The following is a 23,118-nucleotide window of genomic DNA, read 5'->3' as shown; positions in this document are numbered from 1 at the left end:
CTGCCGGGCCGGGCCGGGACGGCCGGGACGGTCCGAAGTCCGTCCCGGCCGTCGCGCCGGCGACCGGCGCCCGGGCGGGTTCGCGCCGGTCAGGAGGGCACGTCCTCCAGGTCCAGCAGCTGCCGCTTGCGCTCCAGCCCCCCGGAGTAGCCGGTGAGCGCGCCGCTCGCGCCGATCACCCGGTGGCAGGGGCGGACGATCAGCAGCGGGTTCGCCCCGATCGCCGTCCCGACGGCACGGACCGCGGCCCGGGACGCGCCGATCCGCGCGGCGACCTCCCCGTAGCTCAGGGTGGTGCCGTACGGGATGTCCTCCAGGGCCTTCCAGACGCGCCGCTGGAAGTCGCTCCCGCTCGTCACGTACTCGATGTCGAAGGCCGTCAGCCGGCCGTCGAAGTACGAGCGCAGCTGCGCGACGATCTCCCCGAAGGCCTCCGGGTCCTGTCGCCAGCCGTCCTGGACGACCGCGCCGTACTTCTGGCCTGGCACGGACAGTGCGGCGAGCGCGGTGCCGCCCTTGGCGGTGGCGGACTCCTCACCCACCAGCAGCAAGCGGCCCAGCGGGCTGTCCATCGTCGTGTAGACCGTCATCGGGCCGGTTCCTCTCCAAGGTCGCACAGCGTGTTCACCCTCAACAGTGCGCCCCGCGCGGTGATCCGTCCGGCGGGATTCGGACATCGCACTGTGCCGGAAGTCCGCGGATTCCGCGCCCGCCCGGACCGCGGGCGCCGGGCGCGTCACCCGTGCCAGGCCGTTGAGGTCGCGCCCGGGCCGCGGCGGGCCCACGATCGAAGGCGACCACTCCGCACGGCCCAGGAGTCCCCATGGTCTGGATCCCGCAGATCCCCGACCTCGTCGACCGGCTCGGCGGCGCCGATCTCGCCCACGCGCTGCGCGACCCGCTGTCCGCCACGGTGCCCGTCGCCCTCGACGACCCGGAGGCGGGCCGGATCAGCGGTGTCGGTGTCCTGGCCGCCTGGCTGGCCGTACAGGACACCTGGCGGGCGGAACACAAGGTGGAGATCGAGGAGGTCGTGACCACGTTCGGTGAGCGGCGCGCCGTCGGTGAATGGGTCGTACACCTGGAGGGTCCTGAGGGTGCGCGCGTCGGGCTGCCGGTCGCCGCGGTGGTGGACCCGGCCGCCCCGCTGCCGGTGCGGATCCACCACTCCCGGCGGCCGCTGCTCGGCCGGCACGTCGTCCGCCGCCCCGTGCTGCGGCCGGACCCGGGGCTGCGGCTCTCCGGAGCGGCGGGCGCCTACAAGGCCGCCGTCGACGCGGGCGTCACCGAGGCCGTCGTCGCCCTCTTCGCGCCGGACGGCACCTTCCGCGGACCGACGGGCGACGGGCGACGGAGCGTCGGCGCGAAGGAGCTGACCGAGCTGTACGACTCGCTCTTCGCCGCGGGCGGCGGTATCCCGCTCAAACTGTGCACCGTGACCGAGGACGGCACCCGCAGCGCGTTCGAGTACGTCTGCGACCGCTGGGGCGGTGTCGAGCTGCCGCCGCAGCCCGGGCTCGCGGTGTGTACCCGCGGCGGCGATGGCCTGATCACGTCGGTGCGGGTCTACGACGACGTCCAAGCCCCCGCGCGGTAGGGCTGCGAGGCGCTCCGGGCGGGCAGGGATCCGTCCTCGGATCTCCCACCCCACCGGCAGCGAGAGCAGGAGTGAGCATGCGGTACGTGAAACTGGGTTCGACGGGTCTGGACGTCTCCCGGATCTGCCTCGGCTGCATGAGTTTCGGTCTCCCCGACCGGGGCGTCCACGAATGGACCCTGGACGAGGAGGCATCCCGCCCCTTGATCCGCCAGGCGCTGGAGGCCGGGATCACCTTCTTCGACACCGCGAACGTGTACTCCGACGGCACCAGCGAGGAGATCGTCGGCCGGGCGCTCGCCGAGTTCGCGCGCCGCGACGAGATCGTCATCGCCGGCAAGGTCAACGGCGCGATGCACGAGGGGCCCAACGGGCGCGGCCTGTCCCGCAAAGCGATCATGACGGAGATCGACAACAGCCTCCGCCGCCTCGGCACCGACTACGTGGACCTCTACCAGATCCACCGTTTCGACCCGGCCACCCCGGTCGAGGAGACCATGGAGGCCCTGCACGACGTGGTGAAGGCGGGCAAGGCCCGTTACATCGGGGCCAGTTCGATGTACGCCTGGCAGTTCTCCAAGGCCCAGTACACGGCCACGCTGCACGGCTGGACCAGGTTCGTCTCCATGCAGAACCACTACAACCTCCTCTACCGCGAGGAGGAGCGCGAGATGCTGCCCCTCTGCGCCGACCAGGGGGTCGGTGTCCTGCCGTGGAGCCCGCTCGCCCGCGGCCGGCTCACCCGCGACTGGGACACGGCCACCGCTCGCAGCCGACGCGACGACTTCGGCCGGAACCTGTACCGGGACGGCGACCGCGAGATCGTCGACGCGGTCGCGCGCGTCGCCGCCGACCGAGGAGTGCCGCGCGCCCGGATCGCGCTCGCCTGGCTGCTGCGGCGCGGCACCGTGACCGCGCCCGTCGTCGGCGCGACGAAGGCGCCGCACATCGAGGACGCGGTGGCCGCGCTCGACGTGGACCTCACGGAGAAGGAGATGGAGCGGCTCGAACAGCCCTACACACCCAGGGCGATCAGCGGCCACTGAGGCCTGGCCGCGAGTCCCCGGCGGTCCCGGTGGTCCCCGGCGGTCCTTGGCCGTCCTGACCCGCCGTCCCCATGCCCGCCTCGTCGTGCCCGCGGCCTTGCTCCCCCGGCCGCCGTCGCCGGAGCGCCCGCCGTCCGTGCCGCCGGGCCCGGTCGGCTCACGACGGTCGGCAAGCCCGCCCCGACGGCCGTGTGGCGTCCGGAAGGTGGCGCACCGGGGCTAGCGCGGAGCCGGGAACGGAGACGGGAACGCAGACCGGTGCGCGGCCTAGGGAAATACTGTGCGGAAAGGTGCTCGGATGAGCGCGTGAGAGCGCTCCCATTGTGGAGAGTTCGGGACGGACCGCAGTACCGTCGGGTTTCCGAATTCCTTTTAGCGCGGCCTTGACTGACATTCGGTCAATATCCCGGGCCGCGTCGCATTGGGGGAAAATCGGGGATCGCTTGTTCCGGCTCGCCGCCCTGTGAAATGGTGGGCGTTGTCGGCGTGCAGACAATAGTGGCTTTCTTCTGCGCACGTACGGCGCGCCCGTTCCCACCTCGCCCCGAAGGGCCGTCAGGGGTGGTCGTTCGCGGCGCGACCCCCCTGGGTGGATCTCGTGGCCCCGCCGGGTGGTCGACATACCCATTGGTATGGACTTTTCGCCGCGCTACCTTTGGGAGGAAAGCGGACGTGGATGACGGAACGCTGTCTCATTCGTCTGACCCCGACCGCTTGTTCGAGGTGCCGGATGCGCGTCTCGCGGCCGAGTTGAAGAAGAGCCCGGGAGGCACTCCGGCGAACTATCCGGTCGGGGAACTCCTGGACCGCCACTGGGAAGCGGTGTTCTCCTACGCCCGGTTGTGCACCGACGGAGTGCGCCCCGCCGGAATGCTCACCACCGCCTCATTCACGCGTCTGTTCGGGGATTCGCTGCACCAGAGCGGGCCGAGCGCCGCGTGGCGGCCCCAGTTGCTCGTCACCGTCCGTCGCATAGCCGCCGAGTGGCTCAACGACCAGCGGCGCGCGCTGCTGGATCCCGAACTCCTCGCCGAGGCCGACCGGGAGGACCGGGCGGCGGCGCGTCTGCTTCCCGTCGAGGGCAGACGCCTGCTGTCCCGGGCCTTCGCGCGCCTGCCGGAGCAAGCCCGTTGCCTGCTCTGGCACGTGACGATCGAGGCCGAGCGACTGGACGTGCCCGCAGCGCTGTTGGGCCTGCCCCACGAGGACGCGGTCATCGAACTGGAGCGGGCCGGGGAACGGCTGCGCGAGGCCTGTCTGGAGATCCACCGCGAACTCGCCCCCGGGGACGAGTGCCGCCGCTACCACCGCATGCTCGACGTCTCCTTCAGGCGCGGCGGCAATGACCTCGACCCCGACCTGCGGCGCCACATGGACCGATGCGGCCACTGCCGCGACGCGGCCGACCAGTTGAACCAGTTCAACGGCGACCTCGCCGTCCCGCTCGCCGAGGCCGTCCTCGGCTGGGGAGCGCACGCCTATGTGGCCTCCCGCCGGGCACGGGCCGCCACGCGCGCGGGGACGGACACGGAGCCGGGGAGCCGCGCGAGCACCGACGGCGAGGCCTTCGCGAGCGCCGCGGCGACCGCCGATTCCGACCCGTTCGTCGAGTACCGGCCCGAGGACGGCGACGCTCGCCCACCCGGCCTTCCTCGGAGCACGCCGCCGACCGCTCCCGCGGACACCGAGGCCGCGCCCGCGGCCCACGACCCGGCCGCGTCGCCACCGGCCGCCCCGGCTCCCCGGGGAACAGCCGTGTCCGGCACGGGCGAACGCCCCTCCCGTCGACGCGCGCCGTCCTCCGGCACGGGCCGTCGGGCGTCCCGCAGGGGCGTGCCGCACAAGGCGCCCCGGCGCGCCGCGTACCGCCGCAACGTCGCGCTCGCCGTGCTGACCGTCGGCGCGCTGATCGTGGTTCCGCTGGTCCTGTGGGCGGCCGATATGGGCTCCGGCGGTGACGGCGCGACCGACGCCGGCTCCTCGGTGAAGCCGAGTCACGGTACGAACCCGTCCTGGGTCGGAACCGACAAGCAGGCGGACGGCAGCGTCCGCGGCCGGCTGCGCAACGCCGCGTCCGGACTGTGCGTCGGCACCGCCGGGGACAAGCCCGCGAAGGGTGTCGAGGCCCGGCTCACCGCCTGCGCCTCGGAGTCGGCGCTGCAATGGTCGTACGCGGCGGACGGCCTGTTGCGCGACGCGGCCCACCCCGACCTGTGTCTCGACTCGCGCCTGGGCTACTCGGTCCAACTGGCCTCCTGCCCGGGCACGTCGCAGCCGGACGCCAAGTACGTCCGCTACGACTTCACCCTCCAGGGCATGCTGGTGCCGCGCTGGAACCAGGAGTTGGCCCTCACCCCCGCCGCGGCCAAGGGGGAGTCGGCGCTCGTCCTCAAGGTCCGCAAGGACCAGCCGACGCAGCACTGGACGCTCGACACCACCTCGCCCTCCCTCCAACTGGAGGTCGTCAACTGGGGCTCCTCGGGCGGCGACACGACGGCCGAGGCCTCCCCGGAGCCGCCCGGGTCCTCTACGGAACCGGCGTCCGGCACTCCCGGGACGTCCGCCACGACCCCGGCCGCTCCGGTACGGACGACGGCGCCCGCCGCTCCGACCGACGGCTCCTGCTCCTACGACTACTCCTGTCAGAGGGGCGGACGGGACGGCTCTTACGGGGACGGCTGGTACGGCTTCGGGGCCGACGGCTCGGGATCGGTCGGCGGCGGAGGCCGAGGAGGCCGTCGGTGACGCCGTGGTCCCCGTCGGCCCGACTGCTCGGGGCGAGAGGAAACCGGACGCCGGGCACGGGTGCAGCTGACGGGGAGGGCGGCCGCCGGGCGTACGGTCAGGTGCCGCTTCCCGCGCGGACGACCGTCAGGGACACCGAAGACGCGTTGCCGGACACCGGCACCTCGCCCCACGTCCACCGCACCGTGAGCGGGTCCCGCTCGTCGGGCGGGGTGACGACGAGCGAGGCGGGCGTCGCCGTACGGGCCCCGCTGATCTCGGGGTTGGAGAAGGTCAGCCCCGACCACGCGCTTCGTCCGGGTGCCAGCACGATCGTCGTCGGCGTGCCCGGGGACCGCCGGGGGTCGGGGCCGAGCTGCTTGCCGGACGCGTCGACGAACGCCGCCCCCGGGTAGCCGCGCACGGTGCAGGTCCGCCCGGAACGGTTGGTCAGGACGACGGGGAAGTTCTCCTGCCCCGCTCCCGGGTCCTCGGTGCCGACCGAGGCGCGCAGCTCGGAGGTGTGACAGCGGCCGCCGCCGGGGCCGGTGTCCCCGGAGGGGGCCGCGGCGGTGCCCGAGTCCGTTCCCGTTCCGGATTCCTTCCCGGACGGGCCGGACGGGTCGGCGGAATCGGTGTCCGTGCTCGTGTTCCGGGACGCGGGGTCCGTCGCGCCGGGCGATTCCGCCGACGCAGCGCCCGGGGTGTCGGTGCCGCAGGCGGTCAGCAGGCCGAGCAGCGCGACGCCCGCGAGCAGCGTGGCCCGCCGGGTCGTGCGCGGTGCGCGGTGCGCGGTGGACGAAGGCCGGTGTGTGGCGGGTGAAGCGCCGGGCGGGGCGGGCCAGGGCCGGTCCTCGCGCCGGGACACCTGGTCGGGTCGGTCCGTGTCCGCCGTCGCGCGGAGGAAGGTCGACATGTCACCACTCCTTGGGTGTCCGCGCACGGGCTTCGCGCGCGTGCGCACGGCGCGTTGTTCCCCGTGACCACCCACCGATGCGCCCCCGGCCGAGAAATTCACGGGATCGGCCGACGAACGACGCCGGGTCCACCCGCCCGGGTTCGCGATCCGACCGGTCGGAAGCCGTCGACGCCGGGCGGGCGCGACCGTGTGCCGCACTCACGGCCGAGCCCGGTGGCGCGGTCGAATGACCCCGCAGACAAGCGGGTTGGATGGGGGAACCGGTTCCCCGCCGGCGCCGGACGGGGACCGGTTCGACGCTGTCCGGTCAGCGCAGGGTGTAGACGACGCCGATCTTGTCCACCTCGTCGCCCGCACGGCCGTGGAAGCCGGCGATCTGCCGCCCGGCCGGGGCGGTGCGGGTCACGCAGTCCGATGTCGTCGTGCCCCCGGCCAGGGCGCGGCCGAGGTTCGTGGTGAATCGCGCGGAGAAGATCCGGGTGCGGCCGTCCTTCACGCCCGCGCAGAACTGGGCGGAGGTGACGTACTCGCCGCCGCCCAGGGTCAGCGAGGCGCTGGTGCCGCCCGTCCCGCCGTGGGCGAGCGTCGTGCCGTCGCTCAGTGTCAGTCCCATCCGGTCGACCCGTGCGCCGCTGCTCAGGGAGACGGTGGTCGCGCGGGCACCGGCCGGCACCGCGGCGAGGTCGTTGAAGTGGTCGCCGTGCGGCCCGCCGAACTGGTCGCTGAGCTGGAAGTCCGGATTGCGCGACCAGGTGAACGACGCGGTGACGGGGTCGTGGTCGGAGAGCATCAGGGCGTCGGAGGTCAGGAACCGCGCGTGCTCGTTGCCGTAGCCGGTGGCGGTGAGCGTGACGAGCTTGCTGCCGCGGTAGAGGATCTTGTCGACGACCTCGCAGGTGTTCGGCACGGTGGTGCCGCTCTGGTCGCAGACGAGCGCGTCGCTGCCCTTGGCCGGCGGGGTACCGCCGCGGACGAGCCGGACCCAGGCGTCCGTCAGCCCGTTGGCACCGGCGAACTCCGCGATCGTGTCGCCGGAACGGGTGTAGCGGGTGTTCGTGTCGCCCATGACGACGACGGCGTTCCCCGCCGAACGCGTGCTGATGAACGCGGTCAGCTGGTCGAGGTTGTCGGCGCGTGCGGCGAGGTCGCCGGCGCTGGTGCCCGCGTTGGTGTGCACGTTGTAGAAGTCGACGTAGACGCCCTCGGCGAGGCGTTCCCTCATGAAGGTGAAGCCCTTGGGGGTCAGGCAGTCGCCGGAGTCGATCTGGCAGGAGTTCCAGCCGACCCGCTCGAAGTCGTCGGTGTCGTACGAGATCTTCGAGAGGGTGTTGAGACCGCTGCCGATGCCGGCGCCGCCGCTGGTGGCGGTGCGGAAGGGGTGTGCGGTGTCGGCCGCGTACAGGTACGCGTGGTAGTTGAAGTCCTCCTGCACATGGACGATGTCGTAGGGGGCGATGCGCCCGCCGATCGCCGTGGTGCTGGACTGACGGGGTGTGGGAGCGCTGGAGATGCCCTCGGGCAGCCCGGCGACGTTGTAGGTGAGCACGCTGAAGGTGCCCGAGTCGGCGGCGGTGGCGGGGGAGGCGGTCGCGGTGAGTCCGCCGAGTGCGACGGCCGCGGCCGCCGCACCGGTGAGAAGTCTGCGGAGCGGGGACATGGGGGTGTCTCCTGGGGGACGAAGGGGCGTCAGAAGCCGACCGAGAAGGTCGCGTCGGCCTTGCCGGTGGAGGTGGAGACCGGATCGATGCGCAGCACGTAGTCCGCGTGCCTGAGGTACCGGTCCGGGTTGTTGTAGGAACGGAAGGACGACCACGACGTGTCGGCCAGGCCCGCCGTCCGGTAGAACGTGGCGTCCTGCGCGAACGTCGTCGTCCCGTCGTCGGCGGCGAGCACCATCTGGTAGTTGCTGTGCCGCAGGTAGCGGGTCGGGTAGTTGACCGAACGGAACGAGACGCCCGCCGTGTCGGCGAGTCCCGGTGCCAGCGTCCACTGGGAGTCCGCGTACGGGTCGAACGGGTACGCGTCGATCCGGCCGGCGTAGTTGGAGTGCCGGACGTAACGCGCCGGATAGTTGTAGGACTTGAGCCGGTTCCAGGCGGGAGCGCCCCACTTCGCGAGGAGGTCGGCGTACTCCGTGGTGGTGATCGGCTGGATGCCCCCGTGCTTGGAGTTGAGCGGCTGGGTGTAGAGCCGCTGGTCGACGGCCGTCCAGGTGCCGCTCGCCAGATCGGTGGACTGCCAGGCGTAGAAGACGCCGTTGGGCGTGTAGGTGTCTCCCCAGAGGAACCATTTTCCCGTCGACTGGGACTTGACCAGGATCGGTGCCTCGGTGCCGCCGTGCGCGACCGGCGTGCTGAACACGGTGAAGCTGCCCGGGTCCAGGGAGGACGACCGGGCGCCGACCAGGGTCTGGTCCTTCTTGAAATACAGGTAGTTGACGCCGCCCACGCCCACGGCCAGATCGCCGTCGATCACGTCGTAGCCGGGGTCGAAGAACACCTGTGCCGCCGACGCCGTCACGAAGTCGGTCGTGTGGTTCACCATGATGACGTTGTGGCCACTGGAGTTGACCGCGGAGTAGATGATCCCGTACTGGCTCCGGCCCGCGTCCCAGTACGCCTCGGGCGCCCAGCTGTGGGTGGCCATGTCGTGCAGCTTCAGCCGGCGGTAGTTGGCGAAGGACCGCAGATCGGCCGAGTCCCAGACGTGGATGTACTGGCTCTGCAGACTCCAGTCGGTGCCCTTGAGGTCGGTGGCGATCACCACGAACGTGCCGTCCTGTTTGCGCAGGAAGAAGGGATCGCGCAGACCGCCGGTGCCGCCCGTCGGCGTCACCAGCGGCTTGTTCTGGTTCAGCGGCGTCCACTGGAGGGAGTCGGTGCTGACGGCCAGATGAAGGCTGTAGTCCGCGCCGTCGCCGCTCGGGGACTCGGTGAAGTAGACCATCGCGTAGGCGCTCGCGGCCGCGGCACGCGCGGCGGCCGGGGTGCCGAGGGCGAAGGCGGCGGTCAGGCCGGCCATCGCGCCAAGGGCGGAACGCCGGGACGGCTGAGGGGGACGGTCGTTCATGGGGGTCTCCTCGATGCTCAGGGGGGTCAGGCCCAGGCCGTGACGGGGACGAAGGAGCTGTCCTGCCGGAAGAGCGCGGTGCCGTCGGCCACGTCCAGGCGGAGCCGGTAGTCGTAGTGCCTCAGGTAGTGACCCGGGTAGTTGTACGACTCGAAGCGCAGCGAGCCGCTCGCCGTGCCCGTCCGGACGATGAACGTGGCGTCCTTGGCGAACGTCGCCGTCCCGTCGTTCGCGTCGAAACGGCCGCGGTGGTCGTAGTGCCGCAGGTAGTTGCCGGCCGCGTCCTTGAAGGAGTAGCCGTTCGCGTCGGCGAGACCGGCCACGACCGTGAAGGTGGACGCCTGTTTCTCGGCGGTGCCGCTGGAGGCGCTCACCACGGGGAGGTTGAGCAGCGCGGACTGCTCCTGCCAGTAGCGCGTCGCGTAGTTGCCCGAACGGAAGGACCGGGTGACGCCGTTGGACAGGCCGGTCCCGCCGGAGACCGTCTCCTTGACCACGGAGAAGTGCCGCGCGGTGCCGGAGATCCCCGGCAGCTTCTTCGGCGCGCTCCAGGTGGTGAAGGAGTCGTAGCTGTCGCTGTAGTAGTAACTGCCGTCGCCGTAGCCGTCGAAGAAGATCCGCCAGCCGTCGTTGTCGAGCCGGACCAGCGCGGGCCCCTCACGCGTGCCGCCCCAGCCCGCCCAGTCGCCGGTCCGCCGGATCGTGTACGGGCCGGTGAGGGCGGCGGCGGTCGCGTACTCGATGTACTTGGTCGTCTCGTTCTTGGTGAACGCGTGGTACGTCGACCCGGTTCGTACGACGAAGGTGTCGATGTGGTTCGGGCCGATGCCCGTGAGCGCCGTCGGTGAACTCCACTTGGTGAGTGCCGAGTCGGTCGCCCTCAGCAGATAGGGCGTGAAGATCCACTCGTCGCTGGTGAGCGAGCAGGACACGATGACCGAGACGCTCCCGTCGCCGTCGACGAACCACTCGGGCGCCCAGGCCCGGGACAGCCCGGTGATCGGGACCGTGTAGTCGTACAGGAAGCTCCAGTCGACCCGGTCGGAGCTGCGGGCGAAGCCGATGGTGGTGCTGACGTCCTGCCAGGTGTGCGTGGTGTAGGTGACGTAGTAGTAGCCGTCGGTGTGCCTGAACACGCTCGCGTCGCGGATCCGGTTGGCCGGCGGCGTGTACGCGGACGCCTTCAGCAGCCGGAAGTCGGTCGCGTCGTCCGACTCGTAGACGTTGACGGTGCCGTCGTCGCTGTTGAGGAACGGCACGATCGTGTAGCGCGTGGAGGAGCCGCGGGCGGGCACCGCGGCCGTGGCGATGCCGAGCGGTCCGGGCAGCTCACCCAGGACGAAAGCGGTTGCGGGCAGAACCGTCAGCGCACGGAGCAGACTCCGGCGGGACGGCCGCGGGAAAGGTGACGCCGTGTCGGATGTCGTCATGTGCGGCTCTCCTCGGATGGGTCACGGGGCCGGCGAAAGGGGGTTCACCACAGGGGGAGGGGGTTCACCTGGACCTCCGCATGCCGAAGAGCGGGGCGGTGGTGTCCCTCCGCCACCCCTCTCTCGTTCGAAATACCGAATGCTGTACGACATGCTGTGCGCGGCATTACGGTAAGGGCTTGCCGGGTGGTGTGAACAGGGCCTGGAAAGAAGGAAGTTGGGCGTGATCCGGGAGTGATCCTCATGGGGCTGGGCTTCGTGCCGGCCCGGCGCCCGTGCCGCTGTCCCCGGGTCGGTTCGTCCCTGACGCGACATCGGTCGACCTCGACCGGAGGGGCGTCCTGGGGTCACTCGAGGGCCGCGGGACGCGATCGCCCTCCGCGGCGTGAAATCGGCGGTCCTCTTCATGGCGGACGTGCCGGAGCCGGACGGTGGAACCGGGCGGCGGCCGCGAACCGTCCGCCCTCGAGTGAAACGCCGGTTCTCGAGGGAGCGGTCGGAGCCCGAGGACCGGCGCCGCGCGGGGAGGGCCGATCAAAGGTGTCGCTCGATCTCCCGTCCTCCTGCCGGCACCCGGGTCTTGCGACGTCCGCTGTCGCCGGGGTGGCGGGACCGCACAGGGTGGCGGCATCGGCGAGGGCGGCCGGACCGGCCCCCTCGGCCGGTCACCACAGGGAGATGTACGGCGACATCGCCGGATTCCATTCGAGGTCTATCAAGGGCAGCGCGCAGAGGCGCGCCACCGTCAGCGACCAGCCGAGCCTTCGCGCCCAGGTGTGCTCGCGCGACAGCAGAGCCAGGCTGAGCACGACGGAAGCCGCCAACCCGACGCTGAGCCACGGCAGCCGGGGCATGTCGGCCATGGGCACGTAGGTGTCGTCGCGCCAGGTCCACAGGCTCCTGGCCACGAGCCAGGCCAGGACCGCCTCCGCGGTGACGAACCAGAACCCACGGGCGGAGAGCTTGAACGTTCCGCGCAACGTTGCTGTTGATGACATCGGTACCCATCCGGACTGTGAGAGTCGACCTGTGTGTTTTTGGTCGGTGCAGCACACTCCGGCGCTCCTTCGCGCGCGTCCGCTGGAGGAGTACCCGGACGGAACGCGGCACCGACAGGTGATCTTGGCGGAACATGCTCCGGCTTTTCCGCGGCCGGACCGTACCGACACAAGATCGTGTCAGTACGGGGACGAGTGACGGTCCGGGCGTGGTCGGAACGGCTGTTGTGCGCGGGGGCCGGGCGCCGTGGCCCGCCCGGTGTCGGTGCCGCTGTCTAGGCTGGTCCGCGTGAAGCAGAAGACCAGCAGGCCACTCGCCGTGTTCGACCTGGACGGCACCCTCGCGGACTCCGCGCACCGGCAGCGGTTCCTGGAGCGGTCACCACGGGACTGGGACGCGTTCTTCGCGGCGGCGCCCGAGGACCCGCCGCTCGCGGAAGGCGTGGCGCTGGCGCTGGACAGCGCGAGGGAGTGCGAGGTGGTCTATCTGACCGGCCGCCCCGAGCGCTGCCGGCGGGCCACGGTGGAGTGGCTGGCCGCACAGGGCCTGCCCGAGGGGCGCATGTGGATGCGGCGCGACGACGACCGCAGGCCCGCCCGCCGCACCAAACTGGAGATCCTTCGCCGGCTGGCCCGTGACCGGGAGATCCGGGCCCTCGTCGACGACGACGAACTCGTCTGCGGGGACGCGGAACGGGCCGGCTTCACGGTCGTAAGGGCACGGTGGGCGGCCGCGTCGGCGGCGCTGAAGGACGCGCAGGGGCGGGAGGGGCGGACCTGAGGCGGTTCTGGGCGGGCGGCCGACCCGCGGGAAGGGGCAGGGTCAGTCGGCGTCCTCGAGCCGGAAGCCGAGCTTCAGGCCGACCTGGTAGTGCTCGATCCTGCCGTTCTCGATCTGGCCCCTGACCTGTGTGACCTCGAACCAGTCGAGGTTGCGCAGAGTCTGCGAGGCCCGGGTGATCCCGTTGCGAATGGCCTGGTCGACGCCCTCGTGCGAGGTTCCGACGATCTCGGTGACCCGGTAGGTGTGGTCGGACATGCGGGTGCTCCTCTCCGCCGTGGCGGGAGTGCCAGGCATCATCCACGGTGCCTCACGGCGTGGCGGTCCGCGAGACGGCGGGGTTTCCCGGGTGACGGCGGGCCCTTGACGGCGTGATTGGTCCATACCAAACTCCAGGACACCCGTGCGAGCGAGCAGCTCGTCCCCCACGTCGGGCCCCTCGCCCCTGTCCGCAAGACAGAACAGGACCGCTCGTGAAACGTCGCCTCCTCGCCGCCGTCTGCGTGACGGCTTCCCTGGTCACCGCCTGCGGAGCCCTGCCGGGCACCGGGGGCGCGCACCGGCGGACCGTCACGGTGTGGCTCATGAAGGACAGCGCCTCCAAGGAATTCCTCGAGCGGTTCACCGAGGACTTCGAGGACAAGCACGACGACCTCCGGCTCGACGTCCGCGTCCAGCAGTGGACCGGGATCGTCGAGAAGGTCCAGAAGGCGCTGCGGAGCGCGGACCCGTCCGCCCCCGACGTCATCGAGGTCGGGAACACCCAGGTCGCGCAGTACGTCGACGGCGGTGGTCTGAGCGACCTGACCCTGGAGTCGATACGCGACTGGGGCATGGACCGGTGGCTGCCCGGCCTCGCCGAACCCGGGCGGATCGGAAGCCGCCAGTTAGGCATCCCCTGGTACGCGGCCAACCGCGTCGTCATCTACCGCAAGGACCTGTTCGCGGCAGCGGGGATCAAGCACCCGCCGAAGACCCGCGAACAGTGGCTCACCGACACCGAACGGCTCAACACCGCCGGAAACCAAGGCATTTACCTGGCCGGACAGGACTGGTACACCCTCTCCGGATTCATCTGGGACGAGGGCGGCGACCTCGCCGACGACACGGGCTCCGGGAACTGGGAGGGCGCGCTGGAGACACCGGCCGCCCTGCGCGGCATGGACTTCTACCGCCGGCTCCAGGCACTCGGCGCGGGGCCCGTGGACGCCGACGAGGAACACCCGCCGCAGTCGGGGGTGTTCGCCAAGGGCCGGGTCGCGCAGATCGTGGCTGTGCCCGGGCTCGTCCAGGCCGTCGAACGGGCGAACCCGGACCTCAAGGGCAAGCTGGGCTTCTTCCCGGTCCCCGGCCGGACGGCCGCGGCACCCGGCGCGGTCTTCACCGGCGGCTCCGACCTCGTGGTGCCCGAGAACACCGACGACCGCGCCGGCGCCACCGAGGTCGTCGCCGCCCTCGCCGGGGCCAAGTGGCAGACCGAACTGGCCCGCACGATGAAGTACGTGCCCAACAAGACCACGCTCGCCCGAGCCGTGACGGGCGACGCGGGGGTCGCCGCCATGGCGGCGGGCGCCGCGCACGGCCGGGCCACCCCGGCCTCCCCCCGGTGGGCCGCCGTCGAGGCGGACAATCCGATCAAGGACTGCATGACGAAGATCCTCGATGGAGCCGACCCGGCGACGGAGGCCCGGCGCGCCTCCGACCGCATCACCGAGATCCTCTCGGCCGACGGCGGGTGAGGGGCACCGTCGGCCCGGGCCGGGAAACCTGCCCGGCCCGGGCCGACGGTGCCGCCGGACCGTCCCGGTGGCCCGACCGTCCTGGTGGTTCCCGTGGCCTAGGCGGCCCAGTCGGTCCCGGTGGCGGCGCCGCGTGCGCGACCGCCGTCGGTCTCCGCCGCGACCGCCGGGACGCCGAGCTACGCGGCGGTGCTCAAGGACAGGGCGAAGCGGCCCTGGGCGTCTGTCCACCAGTGGGTCAGGCCGAAGCCCGCCGCGGCCAGTTCGGCGCGGACGCCGTCCTCACGGAACTTCGCCGAGATCTCGGTCCGAAGCTCCTCGCCCTCCGCGAAGTGGACGGCCAGGTCCAGTGCCGGGATCTTCACCGTCTGCTCCGCCCGCGAGCGCAACCGCATCTCGATCCACTCGTGTTCGGCGTCCCAGAACGCCACGTGCTCGAACGCGTCGAGATCGAAGTCGGCGCCGAGCTCACGGTCGACGACGCTCAGCACGTTCTTGTTGAACTCCGCCGTCACACCGGCCGCGTCGTCATAGGCGGTCACGAGGACCCACGCGTCCTTGACCAGGTCCGTACCCAGCAGCAGGGCGTCGCCGGGTGCCAGCAGCGACCGTACGGACGCCAGGAACGCCGCCCGTTCGGCGGGCAGCAGATTGCCGATGGTGCCGCCGAGGAAGGCCACGAGCCGGGGCCCGGGAGTGTCCGGGAGCGCGAGACCGCCGGTGAAGTCGGCGATCAGCGCGTGCACGTTCAGGCCAGGACGCTCGGCGACGAGCGCCTGACCGGCCTGGGTGAGCGCGCTCTCGCTGACGTCCACGGGCACGTAGGTGTGCAGGTCCGTCAGCGCGTCCAGCAGATGGCGGGTCTTGTCGGAGGAGCCCGAACCGAGCTCGACGAGCGTGCGCGCACCGCTCGCTGCGGCGATCTCGCCCGCCCGGGAGAGCAGGATCTCGCGTTCGGCGCGCGTCGGGTAGTACTCGGGCAACTCGGTGATCTTCTCGAAGAGCTCGCTGCCGTGGGCGTCGTAGAACCACTTGGGCGGCAGCGTCTTGGGCGTCCGGCCGAGGCCGTGCAGGACGTCGGCGCGCAGGGCCGCGTCCGTGGCGTCCTCGGGAAGGGTGCGGGTCAGCAGGAACGGACTCACGTACGGGGCTCCTTGCGCTGTGCGGATGCCATGTCCTCGCTCATGTCCTTGAGCGGGGTGAGGAGTACTTCGGTGCGGCTCGCGGTGAGGAGGGTGCGGTCGGGGACCTCCCGCCAGCGTGGGTCGTCGTCGTGCGGTTCGGAGGCCACGAGGGTGCGAACGCCCGGCTCGACGCGGTACCAGAGGGTGTCGCCCCAGGCGGTCGCGGTGATCGTCTCGCCGTTGGTGAGCAACAGGTTGAGCCGGGACCCGGGGGCCGCCTCGGCGACCTCCAGGACCGTGTCGGCCAGCGCCTGGCCCTCCTCGTCACCGGCGCGCAGCCGGTGCAGGACCAGCGCCCACACGAACGCCGAGTCGCACCGGGCCTCCAGCGCCAGCAACTCGGCCGCGGGCAGGCCCGGCAGAAGCGGCGCGAGCGCGTCCGGCCAGCCGAGGACGGCGCCGTTGTGGCTGAACAGCCAGGGGCCCGCGGCGAACGGCGCCGCCGCGGCCTCCCCGTCAGCGCCCGCCACCGTCGCGTCCCGCACCGCGGCGAGCAGCGCCCTCGTCCCGACCACCCGGGCCAGGTCCGCGAACGACTGGTCGCCCCAGATGGGCCCGTCGCGCCGGTACCGGGCCGGCACTGGATCACCCTCGGCGTACCAGCCCACCCCGAAACCGTCGGCGTTGACCGTCCCGTGCCGCTGTCGCCGGGGTGCCCACGACTGCCGGTACAGACTGTGCTCCGGCTCCACGAGGACGGCTCCGAGCCTCTCCTCGCCTCCCAGGAACGCCAGATGACGGCACATCAGGAATCCCCGTCGCGGGCCGTGCGGAACCCGGAGAAGATCTGCCTCCGGACGGGGTGGTCCCAGTTGCGGAACGTGCCCCGGCAGGCCACCGGGTCCACCGCGAACGAACCGCCGCGCAGCACCTTGTACTCGGGGCCGAAGAACACCTCCGAGTACTCCCGGTAGGGGAACGCGACGAAGCCGGGGTAGGGCTCCAGATCGCTCGACGTCCACTCCCACACGTCGCCGATCAACTGCCGCACCCCGAGGGGTGAGGCGCCCTTCGGATAGCTTCCCGCCGGAGCCGGTCGCAGATGCCGCTGACCCAGGTTGGCGTGATCCGGACCGGGGTCGGCGTCTCCCCACGGATAGCGCGTGGAACGGCCCGACACCGGGTCGTGGCGGGCCGCCTTCTCCCACTCGGCCTCGGTGGGCAGCCGCCGCCCCGCCCAGCGCGCGTACGCGTCGGCCTCGTACCAGCACACGTGCAGCACCGGCTCGTCGGGCGGCACGACCTCGGTGACGCCGAAGCGCCGTCGCAGCCACTGTCCGCCCTCGCGCCGCCAGAACTGCGGAGCGTCGATGCCGTGCTTCTGGATGTGGTCCCAGCCCTCGGGGGTCCACCAGCGCGGATCGCCGTAGCCGCCCGCCTCCATGAAGGCCTGGTACGAGGCGTTCGTGACAGGTGTCGTGTCGATGAAGAAGGACGGGACCGTACGCCGGTGCGCCGGACGCTCGTTGTCCAGCGCCCACGGTTCCGTGGAGGTGCCCATCACGAACGGGCCGCCGGGAACGAGCACTTCGGCGGGTCCGGTGAACGGCGGCGCGGGCGCCGGGTCCGGCGCCGTGAGGGCCGCGGGACCCCGGCGGAGCTGATGGGTGATCAGCATGGTCTCGTCGTGCTGCTGTTCGTGCTGGGCGATCATGCCGAACGCGAACCCCGCCTCGGTCAGCCGGGTGCCCTGGAACGCCGCGCCCTCCAGGACGTCCAGAGCCCGGCCGCGGACCTCGGCGGCGTACGTACGGGCCTCGGCCGGGGCCAGCAGCGGCAGCGACGGCCGCTCGGAGCGCGGGTGCTCGAACGCGTCGTAGAGCCGGTCGATCTCGGGCCGCATCGCCTCACGCCCCGCGACCGTCCGCAGCAGCCACAGCTCCTCCTGGTTGCCGATGTGCGCGAGGTCCCACACCAGCGGGGACATCAACGGCGAGTGCTGAGCGGTCAGTTCGGGGTCCTCCACGCAGGAGGTGAGCAACGCGGTGCGGTCACGGGCGGTGACGAGAGCGTCCAGCGCGCGCTGCCTGAGCGACTCCGGATCCTTAAGCGGATCGGGGGCGGTCGTGCCGGTCATGTACTGATGTCCTTCCCGTCGAACCGACCGTCGGAGCGGCCGTCGGAGCCGCCGTCGAACCGAGCGTCGGAGCGGTCGGCGAAGCGGCTGTCTGAGCGGCTGTCGGACCGGAGCCCGGACGGACCGTCGGGCCGGGACCGGGCCGCGCCGGCCAGGTCGTCGGCGGGGCAGCGGCCCCGTGCCACGTAGCGGTCCGTGAACTCCGCCACCGCGTCGAGGACCTCCCGGGTGGCACCGAGCCGGGGCAGCGCCTCGGCCGCGGCCTCGAAGCAGACCGTCGCGGCCTCGCGCAGCTCCGGATCGGCCAGGCCGAAGCGCGCGGCGTCCCGCCAGAGCGGATTGCGCGGGGCGGGCGAGGGGCCGGCCCGCTCCGAGAGCGGCTTGACGGTCCGGTAGGCGATCTCGGCCGCCTCCGGATCGTCGAACAGGGCCGCCGTCACCGCGAGCGGCACGATCCAGCCGTCCTCGCCCGGCTGGGCGTCGATCATCCGGAGTTCCAGATGACCGCGCGGCCGTACGGGTGGGAACAGCGTCGTCAGGTGGTAGGCGAGATCCTCCCGGTCCGGCGGCTCGTCGGACCGGGTCCAGTCCCGGAAGGTCAGGTGCTCCGGGACGTCCCAGGGCCCGTCGGGCGCCCGTACGCACATCACCGGCGCGTCCAGCACGTGCCGGGCCCAGGCGGTGCGCGGGTCGCCGTTCAGAGGGGGCGCGTCGGTGCGGCCGGGGTCCATCGACGCCCACAGCGACTGCCGCGTCGAGCGCCAGCCGGTGTGCCGTCCCCGGGCCATCGGGGAGTGGGCGAACGCGGCCACCAGGACCGCGCCGAGCTGGTGGGCCAGCCACCAGCGGCGCCCGTGCCCGAGCGGGCCCGGCTCCTCGTAGCCGGCGTCCAGGCACACCTGGACGGAGGCCGACGTGCACATCATGGCGCGCCCCTCGGGTCCCGCGCGGTCGAGGTACCGCTCCATGGCGTCGTACCGGGGCTCATGGAGATAGCGGCTCGGGGGGTTCCAGGGGTCCTGGCCGTAACCACTGAGGCCGAGACCCGCCTCGCGCAAGCCCGCGCGTACGGCGTCGAGGTCGGCCGAGACGGACCCCACGCACTCCATCAGGGAGGCGGCGGGAGCGGAGCTCAGCTCCAGCTGTCCACCGGGTTCGACGGTGAGCGCCGAACGCAGGGGCAGGGTCCGCAGTGCGGCGTACGCCGCTTCCAGTCGTTCAGGTGGTACGGGGAGCCGCGGTTCACGCAGCTCGTGGACGAGCCATTCGACCTCGACACCGAGGAGGCGGGGCGGACCGGTCTTGAAGCAGATGCCATGGACCAGTGCCTCCACCTCGGCCTCGGTGACGGCGGAGCGTCGCTCCGTACAGTCACTCACCGAATCGGACATGTGGGGATCCTCCTGAGATTCCACCATGCCGCCGGCCCGGGGTCTGGTGGGCCGGCCAGGCAATCACCCATCCACCCAAGACCCTCTCGGCGGTTCGCACAAGGGTGCAGATCGTCGCTTTCAGGACCGGGAAACACTGTTCGCGGGGCCGCGAAACTCTGTTGCGCCGCACGACCAGCATCGCTCACGATGCGTTCATGGGCACGACGGGGGAGCACACGCGGGCCGCGCTCGTGGCGCGTACGGGGGTCGCACCATGAGCGCGCGCCTGCGGGCGATCGCCCGCGAGACCGAGGAGATCGTGGCGGCGGGCGGCTATCACGGACCCGCCGGTGCGGTGTCCGTCGCGGCGGCGGTCCGGGCCGCGCGGGCCGGTACGCGCCTGCACGGACCGGAGCCGCTGGAGACACCCTCGGTGACCCCGGTCCGCACGACGGTCGAGGTGACGGGGGAGAGCAGTCTGGAGGCGGCCCGTCGGCTGACCGCCCGGGGCGGGGATCCGGTCGCCGTACTGAACTTCTCCTCGGCGCGCAATCCCGGCGGCGGCTATCTGAACGGCGCCCAGGCCCAGGAGGAGGCCCTGTGCCGCGCCTCCGCGCTGTACACCTGTCTGCTGGAGGCCCGGGAGTTCTACGACCATCACCGCGCCCACCGTGACGCCTTCTACACGGACCGTGTCGTCCACTCGCCCGGCGTACCCGTTTTCCGCGACGACCGCGGGCGGCTGCTCGACGAGCCGTTCCCGGTCGGATTCCTCACCGCGGCGGCACCCAACGCGGGAGTCGTCCTGCGCACCGCCCCGCGGCGCGCGGGGGACCTGCCGGGCGCGCTCGCGATCCGCGCCGAACGGGTCCTGGAGACGGCCGCCGTCCACGGCTACCGCCGCCTGGTCCTCGGGGCCTGGGGCTGCGGCGTGTTCCGGAACGACCCCGCGCAGGTGGCGGGGGCCTTCCGGGGGCTGCTGGTCGGGGGTCGTTTCGAGGGGTACTTCGAGCACGTGGTGTTCGGCATCCTGGACCGCACCGAGGCCCGTACGACACGGCAGGCATTCGAGCGGACGTTCGCATACGAACTCCGGGGAGCGTGAGCCGCCTGCCGCGGCGGGCCCACGCCCGCTCGGCGCTGCTCCGCGGGCCCGCGATGCTCTGCGGTTCCGCGGCGCGGGCCATCGGCGGGCGTGTCCCGTGGCGGGCCCGCACCCTCGCGGCGCAGCACTCACCGGCGGACGAACGGCCACCGGCCCCCACGTCCTCCGGCCCGCGCCTGCCGGCCACGAGGTGACCGGCCCGCGCCCGCCGCCCCGCACCGGCAGGTCACGCGGGCACCGGCCCGCGCCCGCCGCGCCGCACCGGCAGGTCACGCGCAACGGCGGTCCGCGCCTGCCGGTCCGTGGCCGCCGTCCCTCGCCTCAGGGCGCTCAGCGCCAGCCGTACCGCTCCCGCAGGCGGTGCACCACGGAGTTGAACCGCATCCGGTCCATGGCGCACGCCTCGCGGCGCATCCCCTCCTCGTGCAGCCTCAGGACGCGGTCGACGTTCACCCAGGAGTCCCGCCCGGTCCGGTCCCAGGGGCCGCTCCCGATCGCCACCCACTCGCGGTCGCCGTCGTGCCGCTTGCTGGAGAGCTGGACGGCGAGCAGGGTGCCGCCCGGCTCCCGGGCCACGACCAGCACCGGGCGGTCCTTGCCCCGGCCGTCGTTCTCCTCGAAGGGCACCCACGTCCAGACGATCTCACCGGGGTCGGGGTCGCCGTCGTGCGCGGGGGAGTACTCGGTCTTCACACGGCCGACCTCGCGGGGCTCGGCCTCGGAGGTCGCGGTGGGGCCGTAGCGGCCGGGGATGTCTTCTTCGGTAGAGGCAGTCACGCGGGCCACGGTAGAGCCTGTGCGCGACGCCGCGGCGGGCGGGTCCGCGGTCGTACGGCGCCGGGCGTACGGCTGCCGTCGCCCAACTCCCGCACCGCGCCGACCGCACGGACTCGGGCGTACGGGAGCCGTCCTCCGACTCCCGTACGCCCGAACCTCATTGCCCGGAGCTCATGGTGCGTGCCCGCTTCGGCGTGTATCCCGCACCCGAACCCGCGCTCGCAGCCGCAGCCTCACTTCTTCTCGTTCACCCGTTGTCCTTCTCCACGGACACCTTCTCGGAGACCGGCGGTGCGAACCCGTTGAGTTCCGTCGCCGGGCTCTTGGCCGGGTTCCCCTCCGGGTTCATCGACGCGAGGAGCTGGCGTGCCAGGCCGAGGCCCGTCCCGCCCATGGTGAGCGCCTTGGCGAACAGGTCCGACATGCCGTCGGCCCCGTTGAGCAGCACCATGTGGTCCACGTTGCCGAACGCGCTCGCGCCCGCCTGGACGATCTCCGGCCAGTGCTCGGCGAGCTGCTGCGCGACCACGGCCTCCTGGTTCTCGGCGAGCGCGGCGGCCCGGGCCTGGATGGCCTCCGCCTCCGCGAGACCCTGCGCCCGGGTCGCCTCGGCTGCCGCGAGGCCCTTGGCCTGGGCGGCGGCGGCCTCGGCCTCACCGGTGGCGCGGGTCGCCATCGCGGCGGCCGCACCCCGCGCCTTGGTGGCCTCGGCCTCGGCGTTGGCGGCCGTCTTGACCCGGGTCGCCTCCGCGGCGGCCGCGAGTTCGGTCTCCTTGGCCTTGGCCTGGGCCGCCGAGATCCGCGCGTCACGTTCGGCCTCGGCCTTGGCGCGGATCTCGTACGCCCTGGCGTCGGCCGGTTTCCGGACGTCCGCCTGGAGCTGCTGCTCGCGGCGGTGCGCCTCCAGTTCGGCGACCCGGGTCTCCTGGACGACGACGTCCTGCTGGGCCGCCGCCGCCGAGAGCGGGCCGGCCATCTGGGCCGTGGCCGAGGCCTTGTCCCGCTCGGCCTGGTATCCGGCCTGCTGGATCTCGCTGTCCCGGGTGGCCTCCGACATCCTTGCCGCGGCCCGCTGTTCGGCCTCGGTGGCGAGCCGGTTCGCCTCCGCCTGCGCGATGCGGGCGTCCCGCTGGACGGCCGCGGCGTGCGGCATCGCGAGGTTCTTGATGTACCCGGTCGGGTCCTCGATCTCGTGGATCTGCAGCGAGTCGACGATCAGCCCGAGCTTCTCCATCTCCGTACCGCACGCGGCCCGGGTCTGACCGGTCAGCTTCTCGCGGTCACGGATCATGTCCTCGACGGTCAACCCGCCGACGATGGACCGCAGATGACCCGCGAACACGTTGTGCACCCGTTCGGCCATCATCTTCTGCTGGTCGAGGAAACGACGCCCCGCGTTGGCGATCGACACGAAGTCGTCGCCCACCTTGAAGATGACCACGCCCCGCACCTTCAGCGGAATGCCCTGGGTGGTCACGCAGTCCACGTGCAGCTCGGTCTCGTTGAGGTCGAGCGAGATCTTCCGCACCGCCTGCACGCCCGGCAGGACCAGCGTGCCGCGCCCCGTCACGATGCGGAAACCCATGCCTTCCTCGAGGCCTTCGGTCCGATGCTTCGAACCGGAGATGATCAGTGCTTCGTTGGGCTCCGCGACACGCCACATGAGCTTGAAGACCACAACGATGAAGATGAGCGCGAGGACAACCGCCCCCGCCACGACGCCGACAACCATCGGCATTCGCCCCCTTTGGATGGTGCCCTGTCGGCACCGAACGAACGGAGTGTGCGCCTCGCCGCCACGGGGGTAAAGATCTCTGCGATTCCTTGTTGCGTTCTTGACGCATACGGTTCTCACCTGGGACGAGTGCGGCTCAACTGTTGTGTGTAGAAGTCGAGTTCATGGTGTGGAACGCCCGTCGGAGCCGCGCCCGCCGGCGCGCCGGGTCGACTTCGACCGGGCGGGTCCGGGCGCGGGGCGAGGCTGAGGCGAGGCATGGAGAAAGTCGCGCGCGAAGGCCCGGGGGCCCCGGAGACGGCCGGGAGCGGTGGCAGGGTCCGCCGTCCGCCGTCCGCCGTCGCGTCAGGCGTCGTAGGCGGCGGAGACGTACACGGTGCGCGGAGCCAGGTACTCCACCACCATCACCACGGTGCCCCGCTCGATGCGCTCCTGCGTCACGGCCGGGTACGCGAGGAACGCCTCCGCGCCGCCGCGCACCCGGACGATCACCTCGCCGACGAGCCCGGGCCCGATCGTGCCGGTGACCCGCCCCATCAAACCGACCATCGACGCGTCGTCCAT

General features: G+C 72.1%; 20 protein-coding genes. 6 read left to right on the top strand and 14 right to left on the bottom strand.

The window, feature by feature from the left end:
* Nucleotides 1-89 precede the first annotated feature (89 nt).
* On the bottom strand, nucleotides 90-590 hold the full coding sequence (locus ACFYW7_RS09305; RefSeq protein ID WP_389499746.1) for a methylated-DNA--[protein]-cysteine S-methyltransferase: 501 nt from the start codon (nucleotides 588-590) through the stop codon (nucleotides 90-92).
* A gap of 233 nt (nucleotides 591-823) precedes the next feature.
* Between ACFYW7_RS09305 and ACFYW7_RS09300 the strand changes: the two genes are divergently transcribed.
* The 3 genes from ACFYW7_RS09300 (at nucleotide 824) to ACFYW7_RS09290 (ending at nucleotide 5,388) form a co-directional block, all read left to right on the top strand.
* Nucleotides 824-1,597: a nuclear transport factor 2 family protein gene (locus ACFYW7_RS09300; RefSeq protein WP_389499744.1), complete on the top strand. Its 774-nt coding sequence runs from the start codon at nucleotides 824-826 to the stop codon at nucleotides 1,595-1,597.
* A 77-nt stretch (nucleotides 1,598-1,674) separates the two neighbouring features.
* Nucleotides 1,675-2,643 (top strand): aldo/keto reductase, encoded by a 969-nt coding sequence (locus tag ACFYW7_RS09295; protein WP_389499742.1) that lies wholly within the window; start codon nucleotides 1,675-1,677, stop codon nucleotides 2,641-2,643.
* Nucleotides 2,644-3,366: 723 nt separating this feature from the next.
* Entirely contained in the window at nucleotides 3,367-5,388 is a 2,022-nt protein-coding gene (locus ACFYW7_RS09290) for a ricin-type beta-trefoil lectin domain protein (RefSeq protein WP_389500408.1), read from the top strand.
* A gap of 97 nt (nucleotides 5,389-5,485) precedes the next feature.
* On the opposite strand, the gene ACFYW7_RS09285 is transcribed toward ACFYW7_RS09290, so the two are convergent.
* The 5 genes from ACFYW7_RS09285 to ACFYW7_RS09265 all read right to left on the bottom strand — a co-directional run bounded on the left by ACFYW7_RS09285 (nucleotide 5,486) and on the right by ACFYW7_RS09265 (nucleotide 11,783).
* Complete coding sequence (locus ACFYW7_RS09285) at nucleotides 5,486-6,283, bottom strand: DUF4232 domain-containing protein (RefSeq protein WP_389499739.1); 798 nt, start codon at nucleotides 6,281-6,283, stop codon at nucleotides 5,486-5,488.
* Nucleotides 6,284-6,593: 310 nt separating this feature from the next.
* Nucleotides 6,594-7,943: a jacalin-like lectin gene (locus ACFYW7_RS09280; RefSeq protein WP_389499736.1), complete on the bottom strand. Its 1,350-nt coding sequence runs from the start codon at nucleotides 7,941-7,943 to the stop codon at nucleotides 6,594-6,596.
* A gap of 29 nt (nucleotides 7,944-7,972) precedes the next feature.
* Nucleotides 7,973-9,355 carry a glycoside hydrolase family 43 protein gene (locus tag ACFYW7_RS09275; RefSeq protein ID WP_389499734.1) on the bottom strand — a complete coding sequence of 461 codons (1,383 nt, stop codon included), beginning with the start codon at nucleotides 9,353-9,355 and terminating at the stop codon, nucleotides 7,973-7,975.
* Nucleotides 9,356-9,381: 26 nt separating this feature from the next.
* Nucleotides 9,382-10,785 carry an AbfB domain-containing protein gene (locus ACFYW7_RS09270; protein WP_389499732.1) on the bottom strand — a complete coding sequence of 468 codons (1,404 nt, stop codon included), beginning with the start codon at nucleotides 10,783-10,785 and terminating at the stop codon, nucleotides 9,382-9,384.
* A gap of 665 nt (nucleotides 10,786-11,450) precedes the next feature.
* Nucleotides 11,451-11,783 (bottom strand): hypothetical protein, encoded by a 333-nt coding sequence (locus ACFYW7_RS09265; RefSeq protein WP_389499730.1) that lies wholly within the window; start codon nucleotides 11,781-11,783, stop codon nucleotides 11,451-11,453.
* Between the two features lie 280 nt (nucleotides 11,784-12,063).
* Here ACFYW7_RS09265 and ACFYW7_RS09260 point away from each other — a divergent pair, with 280 nt between their 5' ends.
* Nucleotides 12,064-12,564, top strand: coding sequence for an HAD family acid phosphatase (locus tag ACFYW7_RS09260; protein WP_389500406.1), 501 nt, complete (start codon nucleotides 12,064-12,066; stop codon nucleotides 12,562-12,564).
* Between the two features lie 42 nt (nucleotides 12,565-12,606).
* Here the strand turns inward: ACFYW7_RS09260 and ACFYW7_RS09255 are convergent, their stop codons facing one another.
* Nucleotides 12,607-12,822 carry a dodecin gene (locus tag ACFYW7_RS09255; protein WP_261707589.1) on the bottom strand — a complete coding sequence of 72 codons (216 nt, stop codon included), beginning with the start codon at nucleotides 12,820-12,822 and terminating at the stop codon, nucleotides 12,607-12,609.
* Nucleotides 12,823-13,037: 215 nt separating this feature from the next.
* On the opposite strand from ACFYW7_RS09255, the gene ACFYW7_RS09250 reads away from it, so the two are divergent.
* A complete protein-coding gene (locus ACFYW7_RS09250) occupies nucleotides 13,038-14,303 on the top strand; it encodes an extracellular solute-binding protein (protein ID WP_389499728.1) in 1,266 nt (421 codons plus the stop codon).
* A 179-nt stretch (nucleotides 14,304-14,482) separates the two neighbouring features.
* On the opposite strand, the gene egtD is transcribed toward ACFYW7_RS09250, so the two are convergent.
* Genes egtD through egtA form a run of 4 tightly spaced genes read right to left on the bottom strand, consistent with a single transcriptional unit; the run spans nucleotide 14,483 to nucleotide 18,955 of the window.
* On the bottom strand, nucleotides 14,483-15,445 hold the full coding sequence (gene egtD, locus ACFYW7_RS09245) for an L-histidine N(alpha)-methyltransferase (RefSeq protein WP_389499726.1): 963 nt from the start codon (nucleotides 15,443-15,445) through the stop codon (nucleotides 14,483-14,485).
* Entirely contained in the window at nucleotides 15,442-16,233 is a 792-nt protein-coding gene (gene egtC / locus ACFYW7_RS09240) for an ergothioneine biosynthesis protein EgtC (protein WP_389499724.1), read from the bottom strand. Before egtC ends, egtD begins: the two co-directional genes overlap by 4 nt.
* Complete coding sequence (gene egtB, locus ACFYW7_RS09235) at nucleotides 16,233-17,564, bottom strand: ergothioneine biosynthesis protein EgtB (protein WP_389499722.1); 1,332 nt, start codon at nucleotides 17,562-17,564, stop codon at nucleotides 16,233-16,235. Before egtB ends, egtC begins: the two co-directional genes overlap by 1 nt.
* On the bottom strand, nucleotides 17,561-18,955 hold the full coding sequence (gene egtA, locus ACFYW7_RS09230; protein ID WP_389499720.1) for an ergothioneine biosynthesis glutamate--cysteine ligase EgtA: 1,395 nt from the start codon (nucleotides 18,953-18,955) through the stop codon (nucleotides 17,561-17,563). The genes egtB and egtA overlap by 4 nt, the downstream gene beginning before the upstream one ends.
* A 256-nt stretch (nucleotides 18,956-19,211) precedes the next feature.
* On the opposite strand from egtA, the gene ACFYW7_RS09225 reads away from it, so the two are divergent.
* The gene (locus tag ACFYW7_RS09225; protein ID WP_389499718.1) at nucleotides 19,212-20,042 is read left to right on the top strand and encodes a TIGR02452 family protein; all 831 of its coding nucleotides are present in this window, start codon (nucleotides 19,212-19,214) and stop codon (nucleotides 20,040-20,042) included.
* A 330-nt stretch (nucleotides 20,043-20,372) separates the two neighbouring features.
* Here ACFYW7_RS09225 and ACFYW7_RS09220 read toward each other — a convergent pair whose 3' ends face one another.
* From ACFYW7_RS09220 to ACFYW7_RS09210, 3 genes are all read right to left on the bottom strand, one after another.
* Complete coding sequence (locus ACFYW7_RS09220; RefSeq protein ID WP_389499716.1) at nucleotides 20,373-20,819, bottom strand: type II toxin-antitoxin system PemK/MazF family toxin; 447 nt, start codon at nucleotides 20,817-20,819, stop codon at nucleotides 20,373-20,375.
* 247 nt (nucleotides 20,820-21,066) lie between these two features.
* Entirely contained in the window at nucleotides 21,067-22,557 is a 1,491-nt protein-coding gene (locus ACFYW7_RS09215) for an SPFH domain-containing protein (protein WP_389499714.1), read from the bottom strand.
* 342 nt (nucleotides 22,558-22,899) lie between these two features.
* On the bottom strand, nucleotides 22,900-23,118 hold the full coding sequence (locus ACFYW7_RS09210; protein WP_389499712.1) for a hypothetical protein: 219 nt from the start codon (nucleotides 23,116-23,118) through the stop codon (nucleotides 22,900-22,902).

The sequence above is a fragment of the Streptomyces sp. NPDC002580 genome (genome assembly GCF_042889485.1).
Taxonomy (GTDB): domain Bacteria; phylum Actinomycetota; class Actinomycetes; order Streptomycetales; family Streptomycetaceae; genus Streptomyces.
This window is presented reverse-complemented; position numbering and strand designations above follow the sequence as displayed.